This is a genomic window from Nocardiopsis mwathae, assembly GCF_014201195.1.
Classification (GTDB): domain Bacteria; phylum Actinomycetota; class Actinomycetes; order Streptosporangiales; family Streptosporangiaceae; genus Nocardiopsis_C; species Nocardiopsis_C mwathae.
Window position 1 is genome coordinate 883,600 of the sequence record NZ_JACHDS010000001.1, and the last position, 12,950, is coordinate 896,549.

The window sequence follows — 12,950 nt, forward strand, 5'->3', positions numbered from 1 at the left end:
GCGGTCAGCCGCCGCGGTCGCTACACCTGGATGCGCGTACTCAGCTGCGATTCGGATGGCCAGGGTGGGGGTCCGGCTCGGGCAGGTGGCGCATACCGCGCAGTGGGGAGAAGTACATCGGCAGCCAGGACACCGCGATGCCGACCGCGCCGACCCACAGTGCCGTGCGCACGTCGGTGACCTCGGCCAGCGCGCCCGACGCCGCCGCTCCGAGAGCAAGCACCCCGGTGAACAGGAAGCGCATGGTGGCGTTCATCCGGCCCAGCAGCGGACCCGGTGTGACGTGCTGCCGGAAGCTCACCTGCACCACGTTGTGTACGCCCAGCCGGTAGGCGGCCACCAGCCAGCCCCCGCACGCCGCCCACAGCAGCACTCCCTCGTCGACCAGCGGCACCAGGACGACGAAGGGGGCGGTGACCGCGCTGGAGATCCACAGGCTGCGCCCGTGCCCCAGCACGGCGGCGACCCGTTCCGCGGTCAGAGAACCGAGCAGGATCCCCACGCCCCCGGCCGCGAAGAACAGGCCGACGACGCCCTCGCCCATCCCCAGCTCGTTGATGACCATCACCGGCATCATGATCAGCACGAACTGGATCGAGAAGTTCATCGCCGTGGCCGAGAACGCGATGGGGCGCAGCAGCCGGTGCCCGAACACGAACCGCACCCCTTCGCGGATCTGCGGGAGCAGGCCGACCCCGGAGCGGGGTTGGGGCGCGGGCTCGCGCCTGCGGATCAGGGCGATCCACAGCGCCGACCAGAAATAGCAGACCGAATTGACCAGCACCACCAGCGGGCCGCCGAGGTACTGGACGAGGAAACCGCCGACGCCGCGGCCCCCGATACTGCCGACCGCGTCGACGCCGACCACCAGTGCGTTCGCCCGCACCAGGTCGTCGCGTCCGACGATGAACGGCAGGTAGCTCTGCGCCCCGACGTCGAAGAAGACGGTCGCCATACCGTTGAGCAGCACGCAGACGTAGAGCTGCTCGATGGTGAGGACGCCCAGCGCCCACGCCACCGGGATGGACGCCAGCACCAGGGCGCGGACCAGGTCGGCGGCGATCAGCACGGTCCGCCGGCGCATCGCGTCCACCCAGACCCCCGCCGGCAGGCCGATCAGCAGGAAGGCGGCCGTGGCGAGGGCCGCTAAGAGCCCCACCTGCCCGGGGGACGCGTCGAGTTGGGAGAGCGCGAGGAGCGGAATCGCCAGGTGGCCGACCTCGGTGCCGACCATGCTGGCGGCCTTGCCGGTGAACAGCCTGCGGAAGTCCTTTTCGGCGAGAAGGGAGAACAGCGACCGTGTAGGGCGTGTCCCTGTAGGGGGCGTCGGGGTCGTAGGCATGGCCCCACCGTGGAGCCGCGACGAGAGAAAGGCGATAAATTCAGCCGGAACTAAATCATGGGGGCGGAGATGCTCGAACTTTCCTTCTCCGCGGCGGACGTCGCCCGCCTGCGTTTCGCGTTCTCCCCGCTGTGGGAGATCGTGGCCAGTATCAGGGTGCTGAAGCGGGAGGAGGAGCACGCCATCCACCGGCCGTGGGCAGCGCGGGCGAAGGCGGGCCTGAAAGCGGCCGGGGTCGAATTCCCGCTGCTCTCCGCGCTGGTTCCGGCGTCCCCACAGGTGATCCCGGGTTTCGTCTGCCCGCCGCCGAGGGCGGCGGCGCCCGAGCTGTCCGTCGAGCTCGCTGCCCTCCGCGCACAGCCGCCCGACCAGGTCAGGCGAACCCTGGACGAGCTGCCCGAGCTGTCCGGACCGCACCTGCGGGAACTGTACGAAGACCCGGGAACCGGTCTGTCGCGGCTGGCCGGGGAAATGCAGCGCTACTGGGACGCGGCACTCGCCCCGTACTGGCCCCGGATGCTTGAGCTGCTGGAGGGCGATGTGCTGCACCGCTCCCGCAGACTCGCCGAGGGAGGGGTCGCCGCGCTGTTCGGGGACCTCGACGACTCACTGGCGTGGAAGGACGAGACCCTGCGCGCCGTCACCGGCCACACCCCGGCCCTGCAGTCGCTGGACGGGCGGGGGCTGCTGCTCTCACCCTCGGTGTTCGCGTGGCCGCGGACGTACCACATCGTGGACCGGGACTTCCTCCCCACGCTGCGCTACCCGCCGCGCGGGGTCGGCACCCTGTGGGAACGGCGGCCCCTGAGCGCGCCGCGGCACCTGGTGCCCGTCATCGGCCGCACCCGCGCGCTGATCCTGGCGGAGTTGCGCGCACCGATGTCCGGCTCGGCCCTCGCCGACCGGACCGGGCTCACCACCGGGGCGATCTCCCAACACCTGTCGGCCCTGCGCGGGGCCGGGCTGACCCGGGCCCACCGCCACGGCCGCTTCGTCCTGCACACCCGGACCCGCCTGGGGGAGGCCCTCCTCAACGAGCCGCCCCAGCTGGGAGAGAGCGGCCCAGCGGAATCGGCGGGGGGATCCGACGGCGATCCCTAGCCCCTGCGTTCACGGTCGGAGCTCCTGCCACCTGATCGGGGGCCGCATACTCGTCAAGCCTCCTTGTCTCCAGAAGAATTCCTCCATTTGCGGATGGTGCTGACCGCATACAGTGCGTACCCCAGGCCAGCCACCACGAGTAACACGGTAACCTCCGGCAGGGCGAGGCCCCCGAAGGGCACGGAGGCGAGGAACAGCGCGAACACGCAGATAAGGGTGAAAACAGCGCCGAGAAGTAGGCGTACCAGTACCATCCGGACCTCCGAAAGCGACATCGACAGGTGCGGATCCTACTTTTTGGGGTGGCGGTAGGAGCCGTCAAGTCACAGCTTTCGGTTGATTCCGAACGTCGCCCCCACAGTTCCCCCACGTCATCCGACTGGTCCGACCTCCGAAGGTGAATCCTCCTTCGACGTCAAATTCGATGTGGCTGCGGGGGTGGTAATCGAGTACACCGAGGTCGGGGATCCCGCATGGACGTGCACGATCCGGCCGGCCCTCCACATCTCCTGGTCGGAGGCCCGTGTCTGCTTCACCAGGTCATCGGAGCTCCTAACTCTGGAGCTCCTAACTCTGCGCACTCCGCAGAGGAGCAATGTGGCGGAGATGCCGGTCATTCGCCTTCGGGGCATGGTGAACATGTGTGCCTCCGCGTCGGGTATCGAATAGCCGACAGGAATGTCCCCGTGGAAAGAGAGTCGGAGAGAGCGCGTCCACAATGGGACACCTGATGGCAGGCAGGGTTCGGTCGCCTGCGACCTTCAACCGAAGGCTGGGGAATGGGCGAAATCCCCCCGAACGGTCGCGCACCGCCCCCTGCGGCGTCTGCGATAATCCCGACACGCGCGGGCGGCGTCGCTGATCGTCGCGCTACCCCCCGACTCCGAAGGCCTGGAGATCATGACGATGACGAGGCGAGCGACTGCGGCGCTGGTCGCGGCCCTGCTGTTCGCAGCGACCGGGTGCGTGAATGATGCGGGGGACGGAGAGCCGGGAGGGGACGGGAAGGGCGTGACGTCCGCCGGAAGTGGCACCCAGGGGCCGACCGGTCGCGGGGATCGCGGAGGGCCCGTGGATGCCGAGGCCGACGGAAAGCCAATCCTGGACGTCGCCGGCGTGAAGACCGAGGCCACCGCGAACGACACCGTCGAGCTCGCCACCCGGCCGCCGCTGCCCGATGGCGCTGCCGAACCGTCCGACGAGACCGGAGACACGGACGAGCCCGAATGGACCTCCCGGCTGCGGCTGACCTTCAGCTCGGCTCAGCGCGACGGTGGCGACCTGACCTTCCACGGGGCCGCCACCTACCTGCACGATGATGGCGGCTACCTCCTGCACAGCGCGGACTTCACGGTGCTCGTGGCGGAAGAGCAGGCGGAGGGGCGCGGCGGCGACGGAGCCGGGGACGGATTCCGGACCTTCGCCGCCGAGGAAGCGGAGCCGCTGGTCACACTGACACCCGATGAGCCCACGCAGAAGTTCGCGGTGACCATCGCGGGCGTGCCGGAAGAGGACGATTCCATGATCGCCGCCGGCGGCCCCACCGGTCGCTACATCACCTACGAGACCCCCGAGACGCTCTGGGGCCACGAGGTGGCTCCGCCCGACGACTTCATCCCCGGTCGCCTCTGCTACGCGGAGGGCGACGAGTGGCATGACCTGGAACTGTTCGAATACGGCGAGGTTCCCTGCGGCTGACGGGTATTCGAGCAGCGGTGGCCCGTGGCCGGTCAGTGCTCTGTCTGTCCGAACCGCGCTATGGCGGCCAGGGCCGTGTCGCGCAGCGCGGGCCTCTATTTTCGGGGTGGCCGCTATCGGCCGTTTCAGGTCCTCGTTTACCGGCGGGATTCGAGGACCTGCGCCCCGCCGCCGCTCGCGGCATTTCCCCTGGTCATCAAGGGGAACGCCAACGCGTGGCCTCTTGTCGGGCATGGAGCCGAGGCGGAAGCGGCCCGCACCGCCCGCCCCCGCGCAGTTTCCCCCCGTCCACCCCCGCGGTCTACACTCGTCCGCTGGATATCCCCCCAATCCGGAGCAGAACGTGCCAACCATGCCCGAAGGATTCGCGGCCTCCGGCCTCACCCCCCGAACGGAGAAGGACCCCACCCACGTGGGCGCCTACCGGATCGTGGGGCGCTTGGGAGCCGGTGGGATGGGTGCCGTGTACGCGGCCGTCGACGACAAGGACGCTCCGCTCGCGCTCAAGGTCGTCCACCGCGAATTCGCCGCCGAGCCGGAGTTCCGTGCCCGATTCGCCCGCGAAGTCGACCTGATGCGACGGGTCTCCGGCACCTGTATCCCCGCCTTCGTCGACGCCGATACGCGCTCCCAGCGCCCATGGCTGGGAATCGAGTACGTTCCGGGGCCGACGCTGAACGGCCGGGTCCGTGACAGCGGGCCGCTGTCCGGAGACATGCTCCACGGCCTCGCCGCCGGTCTGGCCGAAGCGCTGCAGGCGATCCACGCGGCCGGGATCGTGCACCGCGACCTCAAGCCCGGCAACATCATCCTCTCCCCGTCGGGTCCCAAGGTGCTGGACTTCGGTATCGCCCGCGCGATCGAGGAATCCGCGATCACCCGCACCGGCGGACTCTTCGGCACCCCGGGCTGGCTGGCGCCGGAGCAGTACGCGGGCGCGTCGCCTGCGGCCACGTCGGACATGTTCGCCTGGGGCGGCCTCGTGGCCTTCGCCGCGACCGGCCGACGCCCCTTCGGCAGCGGAACCGTGGAGGAACTCGCCGTCCGCACGATGGAGAGAGCCCCCGACCTCGACGGGGTTCCCGACCAGCTGCGGCCGGTCGTCGCGGCCGCGCTGTCGAAGAATCCCGCGCAACGGCCGACGGCCGCCCAGGCGCTGGACGCCGTCACCGCCGCGTGGATCGGCTCGGCCCCCACGGAGGTCGACGAGGCCACGCGGGTCCTGCCCGGACTGCTCCACGAGCGGTGGACCGAAATCGACACCCCCGCCGCCGACACCACCACGTGGACGACGCTGGCTCCCCCCAAGCGCCCCCGCTGGCGCAGCCCGCGGGTGCTCGTCCCGGCGGCGGCCGCCCTCGCCGTCGTGCTGGTCGGCTCCGCCGGCGCGGTTGCGTGGCGGGCTATGGACACGGGGTCGAACGCCGGTGATGGCTCCAGTGCCGGCGGGCAAGGCGGGTCGGCCGACGGCGGCAACGGAGGAGCCGACGCAGAGGGCGGCGCCGCAGGCAGCGGTGGTGGTGGCGCCGACGACGCCGTGGACCCGGCGAGCCTGGAACACGGCGGCCCCAACCTCGTCGGAGGAACCCCGGGGGAGGACCTCGGCATTGGTGCGGTGAGGTTTGAGGCCGTTACATCGAACACGCTCGAACTGGCCACGAAACAGGCGCTTCCCGGCACTGACGCCGTGACGGGGGAGTGGGACCCGAAGCTACGGTTCATCTTCGAGTCCGCCATCCGCGAGGGCGACGACGTTGTCTTCACCGGCAGTGCCGAGTACCTGCGGAACGAAGGCAGCTACACGCTGCATACCAAGGACTTTATGGCGATGGAGTTCCGCCTCACCGAACAGGACATCGCGAATCTCTACAACCCCGACTGGGAGGGATTCTACTTCCCGAAGGAGTCAAGGGTCCTCGCCACGCTTGACACGGACAATCCCACCAGCGATTTCACCTTCGCGATCGCCGATGTTCCACCCGAGGAAGACGACGGCGCACCGAGCTTCCAGCGCTACCTTCGCTACATCCCACCCGAGGAGTTGTGGGGTTACCGGCTCAACGAGATCGAGCGCAATGCGTACGGGGTTTGCTATCAGGAGGGGCTGGAGTGGCACGACATGCCGCCGATCCCGGGTCTTCCCTGCGGCTGACGTGCCGGTTCGGCACCATGCTCCGTTCTCGACGCTCATTTACTGGCCAGGAGAATCCAACCGGATGACCGACACACCCCCCACCCACTTCGCCCCCCTTCTCGATGACGACCCCCGGCAGATCGGCCCCTACCAGCCCGTCGGCCGGATCGGCGCCGGTGGCATGGGAGCGGTGTTCGCGGCCCGCGCCGTCGCCCCCGCCTCTGCCGATGAGTACGTCGCGGTGAAGGTCGTGCGCGACGAGCTCGCCACGAACCCCGAGTTCCGCGCCCGCTTCGCGCGCGAGGTGGACCTCGTCAGCCGGGTGCACAGCCCCTGCGTCCCGCGGTTTCTCGGCGCCGACACCGCGGCACCGACCCCGTGGCTGGCTACGGCCTTCGTGCCCGGCCCGACCCTGCGCGACTACGTGCGGCGCAACGGACCGCTCACCGGCGGAAAGCTGCTCGGACTCGCCGCCGGTCTCGCTGAGGCTCTCCAGGCGGTCCACGCGGCCGGGATCGTGCACCGCGACCTCAAGCCCGGCAACATCATCCTCTCGCCGTCGGGCCCCAAGGTGCTGGACTTCGGCATCGCCCGCGCCTTGGAGGAGACCGCGCTCACGCGCACGGGCGGGGTCGTGGGCACAGCAGGGTGGATGAGCCCGGAGCAGTACAGCGGTGGGGAGGCGGCGCTCACCGACCGCTCCGACATGTTCTCCTGGGGCGCGCTGGTCGCCTACGCGGCGACCGGCCGCGAGCCGTTCGGCACCGGCCCCACCGATGCCCTCGCCTACCGGGTCCGGCAGGCAGCACCCGACGTCGACGGGTTGCCCGGAGAGCTGCGCCCGCTCGTGCAGGCGGCGCTGGCCAAGGATCCGGGTGCCCGTCCGTCGGCCGTCGACGCGGTGCGCGCCGTCGAAGCGCTGTGGGGTGCCTCCCGCGACCCGAACTTCGCTCCCGCCTCTGACTCGGCCGACGCCGTCACGCGCCTGCTGAGCTCCGAATGGACCGGAATGGAGGCAGCGCCCCCGAAGCCGCCGCGCGCGTCCCGCCGCGTACCGCTGCTCATCGGGGCAGCGGCCGGGGCGCTCCTGCTGGTGGCGAGCGCAGCGGGCGCTGCCCACGTCGCGGGTGTCGCTCCGTGGACGGCGGCGTCCGGCGAACCGGGAGCCGATCCGGGGACGGCCGCGCCCAGCCCCGGCGGTGACGCCGACGGGGCTGAAGGCAGCGCTGGAGGGGAAGGCGGAGGTGGCGGCGACGCCGAGGACGGCGGCGCAGGGGCCGCAGACGGAGACGATGCAGGCCCGCCACCGGAGGCGGTCGACAGCGTAGAAGCCAATGGTCAGTCGGCGCGGGCCGAGGTGGGGTCGGCGCACGGAAAGCTGGCGATTTTCACCACCCATGTCCAGATCACGACCACGGTCGTCTCGGCCTATGACATGACGCCCGGCGACGCTGGCATGAGTTTCACCTTCAGCGCGCAGTCGGAGGGCGTCCGCCAGCAGGCGCCTCCGGTTGACCAAGACGCCTTCTATGTCGTGGCGAACGGGGAGAAGATCCTGCCGGAAGGTGAGTACTCCTACACCCCGGACCCCAACGTGCCGCAGGGGCAGGAGCAGAACGCATCGACCCTCACTTTCCCCGGCGCACCGGAGACCGGGCTGCTGGTCTACCAGAGCCCGGAAACCGCCTACGGCACCCTCCCTGCGGTCGCCCTCTGCTACGACCTGAGCCTGGGCCAGGGCGGCTACTTCACGCCCAACTACGACATCTGCACCTGACGTCATCGCCTGAGGCCGAGAAGCGCACCCCGGCCAGGTCCTGAACGGTGATCTCCGGGTGCTGACCCGCGGCTGAGGAAAAGGATGTGCCCGATGTTCGAATCCGCAGGACGTCAGAAGTCCTGGAGTCGACTGTTTCCCGCGTTTTCGGCCGCAACTGCGGCCGTCTTCCTTGCATCGTGCGCCGGCGCCGACAGCGGCGGCGATGACACACCATCGGAAGAGTCATCTCCCAGCCGCCAGGGTGCGCAGGAGGAAGACGGTCCTCTCGCTACGAGCACGATAACTGCAATGGACGAAAAGGGCGGCCTCGAGGTGACCGTCAACTCCCTGGACAGGGTTGGTGCGGGCCGCGTCGTCGTCAAGATGTCGGTGACCAATGAAAGCGACACCCGGCACTACACCAACCATATGTTCGCCACCGCTGGAAAAGAGCGTGCCATGTCGAACACCGGCAGGGGTGTGACGCTCATCGACACGTCCAACGGCAGGCGGCATTTCGCGTTCATGAGATCCGATGAGGACACCTGCCTGTGCTCGAACTGGGGTGGAGGAGCGCTGGACAAAGGAGAATCGCAGGATTTCTGGGTTGCCTTTCCCGAGCCTCCTGGCGACGTTACCCGAATGACGGTGACGACGCCCGTGACTCCCGACTTCGTTGACCTGCCTCTTGGCGAGAGTGAGCCAAGGGGCAAGAAGTTCCTTGATATTCCAGTGGAGGACCCGGAGATTCTGGACCTCACCGCCTATCAGGAGAGCCTCGACGGCGACTCATCCCGCGCCGACACGGGAAACGAAGCCAGCATCAGTCTGTCGTCGGACGTGCTGTTCGAGCTCAACGAGTCCGATCTGACTCCGGCCGCAGGGCGAGAGCTGAAGAAAGTGGCCAAGGAGATAGACGACAGCTCTGCTGAGGTGGTGAGGATCGACGGCCACACCGATAACTCTGGAAACGACTCCATCAACAGCCCCCTGTCCAAGGCGCGAGCAGAGTCCGTCGAGAAGGAGCTGGAATCCCTCATCACTCGCAACGGCGTCACTTTCGAGACCGATGGCCACGGATCCAGCGACCCCATTGCCGATAACAGCACCGAAGAGGGGCGAAAGAAGAATCGGCGTGTCACCGTAACCTTCGAGAAGTAGGTCCGAGTATGCCCAGCAAACGAATGATCAAGGCGCTCCCGATCGGCATGGTCACCCTGGCGACGACGCTCAGCGTCCCCCAGGCCTCGTTCGCCGACCAGGGAGAAGATGTCGAGCTCCCTGTGGTCGGACAAGCCGACGCCGAATCCGGAACTGCCTTCGAAGGCTCGACGGTCGAGATCCATCCCCCTGTGACGTCCGAGGATGGCGGGTACGTCAATGTGGCATGGACGGTGAACGCCGAGGGCGGAAGATACAACAGTAGCGTCTTCGCGAAGAATGACGTATTCAGGTACTACCGCGGCGGTGGAGTTTCCGGTGTAACTCTGACGGACGAAGCCTCAAGGGTTCGCTATCACCCTCTCCAAGACTCCGAGCAACAATGCGTCTGCGCGGCGACCCACCGCCCGCGCAACTACAAGGACGTCGTCTACGATGGGAGCTCTGCCACATTCTGGAATTCCTACATTGTCGCTGATGACGTCACAGCCGTTACGGTCAAGGTCCCCGGGTTCGACCCCGTCGAAGACGTCCCCATCGAGTGACCGGCAGCGAGGCCCGCCATTCCAACGACGCGGGCCCGATGGTCGGGCGAGATCCGAGAAGAAGAGTGAACCATCGCCATGAATTCGGGATCTGTTGGCGATGTCATCGGCTGGCTGGCTGCGCGGCGTGTGGAGGGCGTCGTCATGCCCGGATACGTGGACCGCACGCTGTGCGAGGAAGAGCCGTTCTTCAGCCTCGATAACACGAGCCTTTACCTCGAGACCGACGCCGGGCTGCTGTGCATCGACGACAGGCGGTTCCACGGCCGACTCCGCCTGTCCGTCACCGACTCACTCGCCGGAGCCAGAGAGAAGATCGACGCCGTCATCGACCACGATGAGGGCGAGGAGTTCCTACCCATCAGCCTGGCAGCACAGTTCCTTACCGATGGCCGTGACTTCAACACCCTGACCCGGGCTCGATACGTCCTCAGCGAGTCCTCCCGCCCTGAGGATGCCGTCGTCGACTGCCTGGAGCTGGTCTTCGACGACTGCTGCTGCCTGTTCGTCGAACCGACCTGGGACGGCCTGGTGACCGGCTCCCATGGCTCCTATGAGCACTGGGCCGGTCATCTGCGCAGCCGAACCATGGACCAGCGCCGCGAAACGGTGTGGGCGGCGCCGGCGAGGAGGCCGCTCTCGGCAGCTACCGGCTTTCCGTCAACGACGTGAGCGCCTCGTCCACGCAGTGGGCCCAGGATCGCTCGCCGAGTTCGGTGACGCCCGTATCGCCGAGGAACCCGCTGGAGATCACGATGTCCGGAGCGAGGTCGGCGAGGCCGGACAGGCTGGCGGCGAGAGCGTCGCGGTCGCTGAAGCCGGGGATGTAGCCGGCGATCCACTGACCCTCCGCGTCGCGCAGGATGGAGTCGCCGGTGAACAGGTACGTCGAGCCGTGCGCGGACGGAACCAGAAAGCTCGCGCTGCCCGGGGTGTGCCCCGGCGTCGGGATCACCTCGACCCCGTCCAGCTCCACACGGCGCTCGTCGAACACACCGTCGACGGGGCAGGTCTTCGCCACGAGGTCCGCCTCGACCGCGCTGCCGTGCAGCGCCGAGCCGAACCGCTGCTTGATGGTGCGCAACGAAGGGGCGATCTCGTCCTGGTGGCTCAGGTACTGGCGAGCGACCCCGCCGAGCTCGGCCATGGCGTCGATCTCGTGCCCCAGTGTCGTGTTGTAGAACAGCACATTGCCGCTGGGTGCGGTCCAAAGATAGGCGTGGGTGCTCAGTCCCGGAGCCGGGAACTCCGTCTCGGTCTCCCACAGGTCAGGCTGGATCCGTTTCATGCCGCTCCTCTCCTGATGGCCTTGCAGGAGAGGCTAAAACCTCTAGTTAAGTCGAGGTCAACTCCTCGCCCGGGCCGCCATGCCGGTGGGTCGCACCGCGGCGACCCCCTCGTCGGCCCGCAGCGGTGGCGGCATTGCAGTCGCCGTGTTCAACTGGGGAAATGCTCCTCTAGGAACTCGGCGAAGGTGTGCCGGGAGATCTGCGATCCCCAGTCGCCCCAGACGAAGTCGTAGACGTGGTCGGTGTAGGGCAGCGTGACGAGCCGGTTGGGCACGCCCAGCTGGTCGAGCCTGTCGGCGAGCGCGGCCGACATGTCGTGGGGCGCGATGTGGTCGCGGGCGCCGTGCATGATCAGGGTGGGCGGCAACCCCGGCCGCACATAGGTGTAGGGCGATGCCGCCTCGTAGCGGTCGGGCACCTCGTCCGGGCTCCCGCCGGTGTACCTCTCCACCCACGGCCGGACCTGGCCGGGGCTGCCGGTCTCGCGCCAGACGGTGGCGGGGTCGATGGCGGGGTAGAAGGCGGCGACCGCCGCGACGCCGGTGTCGGTCACGTCGCAGCTCGGTTCGACTCGGTCGTCGGCGTAGGCGCCCATGAGCGCGAGGTTTCCACCGGCCGACCCGCCCGCGACCATGACGCGTGACGGGTCGACGGCGTACTCCTCCGCGTGCTGTTTGACCCATCCCACCGCGCACTTGACGTCCGCCGGCGCCTGGTTCCAGCGGGGTGGCGGGGCCAGCCGGTAGTCGATGGGGAAGACGGCGTAGCCCCTGTCGTTGAGCCACTTGTGCCACTTGGGCACCTCGCCGCGGTCACCGATGTTCCACCCGCCGCCGTGCACCCACACCACGGCGGGGCGGGGCTCTTCGGCCTCGCCGGGCGGCAGCTTCACGTCGAGTTCGAGCTCCTCGCCGTCGACGCGGTTGTAGACCGTGGACAGTGACTCCACCGGGCGGCCGACGTTGGGGCCGTAGGCGAGGTAGTCGGGGAGGGAGAGCGAGGCGCCGTGGTCGCGGGCGGTCTCCCAGGAGGACGCGACCGGGACGAGCGCGAAGACCAGGGCCACGGCGGCGACCACCGCCACCGCTCCCCCGGTCTTCCTGGCCCCGCTCCAGAAGGTGAGTCCCGCGAGCACGAGACCGACCAGGGCCGCGGCGACGAGGTACAGTCCGTACCCGCTGACCAGGACCGACAGCGGCACCATCTGCTCCGGGACCCGCGGCACGGCGATCACGTAGACGAAGACCGCGAGGACGACCGCGACGAGCACGCTCAGGACCATCAGCAGGGCGCTGAGAACCCGGCGCCATGGCTTCTTCCGGTGACGCTCCATGGCGGTGACGCTAACACCTCGACTCCCCAGACACCCGTGTTGACCAGCCCGAACACACGACGTGTCGCCTCGGGCGCAACGCCCTGTCTGCCGCCGGGCCGCACCTCGACGAAAACCTCGGCCGGTGAGGGCGCCGGTGCGGCCTTCCCCCGATGTCCACGGGTTAGGCTGCTGCCCATGGCGACATGGGAGGACGTGGCGCGCATCGCGTTGGGGCTGCCGGAGACCTCTGAGGAGGCCTCCTATGATGGCGCGACGGCGTGGAAGGTGAAGGGCAGGCTGTTCACCTGGGAACGACCCCTGCGCAAGAGCGACGTTGAGGCCCTGGGCGACGCCGCCCCCGAGGGGCCGGTCCTGGCGGCGCGCGTGCCCGACGTCGGGGTGAAGGGGGCGCTCCTGGCCGACCGGCCCGACGTGTACTTCACGACGCCGCACTTCGACGGGTACCCGATCGTCCTGGTCCGATTGGACCGCGTTCCCCTACCCGACCTGGAGGAGCTGCTGGTCGAGGCCTGGCTGGACCGGGCGCCCAAGCGGGTGGCCCAGGCGTACCTGCACGACTCCCCCTGAGCACGGCCGGCCGCTTCC

At 68.8% G+C, this 12,950-nt stretch carries 12 protein-coding genes; 8 read left to right on the forward strand and 4 right to left on the reverse strand.

What is annotated here, in order from left to right:
- Nucleotides 1-40: 40 nt before the first annotated feature.
- Entirely contained in the window at nucleotides 41-1,342 is a 1,302-nt protein-coding gene (locus HNR23_RS03395) for an MFS transporter (RefSeq protein WP_184073367.1), read from the reverse strand.
- A gap of 69 nt (nucleotides 1,343-1,411) precedes the next feature.
- On the opposite strand from HNR23_RS03395, the gene HNR23_RS03400 reads away from it, so the two are divergent.
- On the forward strand, nucleotides 1,412-2,443 hold the full coding sequence (locus HNR23_RS03400; protein ID WP_184073368.1) for an ArsR/SmtB family transcription factor: 1,032 nt from the start codon (nucleotides 1,412-1,414) through the stop codon (nucleotides 2,441-2,443).
- Nucleotides 2,444-2,496: 53 nt separating this feature from the next.
- Here HNR23_RS03400 and HNR23_RS03405 read toward each other — a convergent pair whose 3' ends face one another.
- Nucleotides 2,497-2,718: a hypothetical protein gene (locus HNR23_RS03405; protein WP_184073369.1), complete on the reverse strand. Its 222-nt coding sequence runs from the start codon at nucleotides 2,716-2,718 to the stop codon at nucleotides 2,497-2,499.
- Between the two features lie 796 nt (nucleotides 2,719-3,514).
- Between HNR23_RS03405 and HNR23_RS03410 the strand changes: the two genes are divergently transcribed.
- The 6 genes from HNR23_RS03410 to HNR23_RS03435 all read left to right on the forward strand — a co-directional run bounded on the left by HNR23_RS03410 (nucleotide 3,515) and on the right by HNR23_RS03435 (nucleotide 10,412).
- Nucleotides 3,515-4,141, forward strand: coding sequence for a hypothetical protein (locus HNR23_RS03410; protein WP_343070409.1), 627 nt, complete (start codon nucleotides 3,515-3,517; stop codon nucleotides 4,139-4,141).
- A 352-nt stretch (nucleotides 4,142-4,493) separates the two neighbouring features.
- Nucleotides 4,494-6,293: a serine/threonine-protein kinase gene (locus HNR23_RS03415; RefSeq protein WP_184073370.1), complete on the forward strand. Its 1,800-nt coding sequence runs from the start codon at nucleotides 4,494-4,496 to the stop codon at nucleotides 6,291-6,293.
- Nucleotides 6,294-6,357: 64 nt separating this feature from the next.
- Nucleotides 6,358-8,052, forward strand: a complete 1,695-nt coding sequence (locus tag HNR23_RS03420) for a serine/threonine-protein kinase (RefSeq protein WP_184073371.1) — start codon at nucleotides 6,358-6,360, stop codon at nucleotides 8,050-8,052.
- 93 nt (nucleotides 8,053-8,145) lie between these two features.
- A complete protein-coding gene (locus HNR23_RS26530; RefSeq protein ID WP_246421567.1) occupies nucleotides 8,146-9,195 on the forward strand; it encodes an OmpA family protein in 1,050 nt (349 codons plus the stop codon).
- Between the two features lie 23 nt (nucleotides 9,196-9,218).
- The gene (locus tag HNR23_RS03430; protein ID WP_184073372.1) at nucleotides 9,219-9,740 is read left to right on the forward strand and encodes a hypothetical protein; all 522 of its coding nucleotides are present in this window, start codon (nucleotides 9,219-9,221) and stop codon (nucleotides 9,738-9,740) included.
- A 78-nt stretch (nucleotides 9,741-9,818) separates the two neighbouring features.
- A complete protein-coding gene (locus tag HNR23_RS03435) occupies nucleotides 9,819-10,412 on the forward strand; it encodes a hypothetical protein (protein WP_184073374.1) in 594 nt (197 codons plus the stop codon).
- Here HNR23_RS03435 and HNR23_RS03440 read toward each other — a convergent pair.
- Both HNR23_RS03440 and HNR23_RS03445 read right to left on the reverse strand, forming a co-directional pair.
- Nucleotides 10,387-11,028, reverse strand: coding sequence for an MBL fold metallo-hydrolase (locus HNR23_RS03440; RefSeq protein ID WP_184073376.1), 642 nt, complete (start codon nucleotides 11,026-11,028; stop codon nucleotides 10,387-10,389). The genes HNR23_RS03435 and HNR23_RS03440 overlap by 26 nt on opposite strands.
- A gap of 149 nt (nucleotides 11,029-11,177) precedes the next feature.
- Entirely contained in the window at nucleotides 11,178-12,362 is a 1,185-nt protein-coding gene (locus HNR23_RS03445; RefSeq protein WP_221308022.1) for an alpha/beta hydrolase, read from the reverse strand.
- Between the two features lie 177 nt (nucleotides 12,363-12,539).
- On the opposite strand from HNR23_RS03445, the gene HNR23_RS03450 reads away from it, so the two are divergent.
- A complete protein-coding gene (locus tag HNR23_RS03450) occupies nucleotides 12,540-12,932 on the forward strand; it encodes an MmcQ/YjbR family DNA-binding protein (RefSeq protein ID WP_184073378.1) in 393 nt (130 codons plus the stop codon).
- Nucleotides 12,933-12,950: the final 18 nt, after the last annotated feature.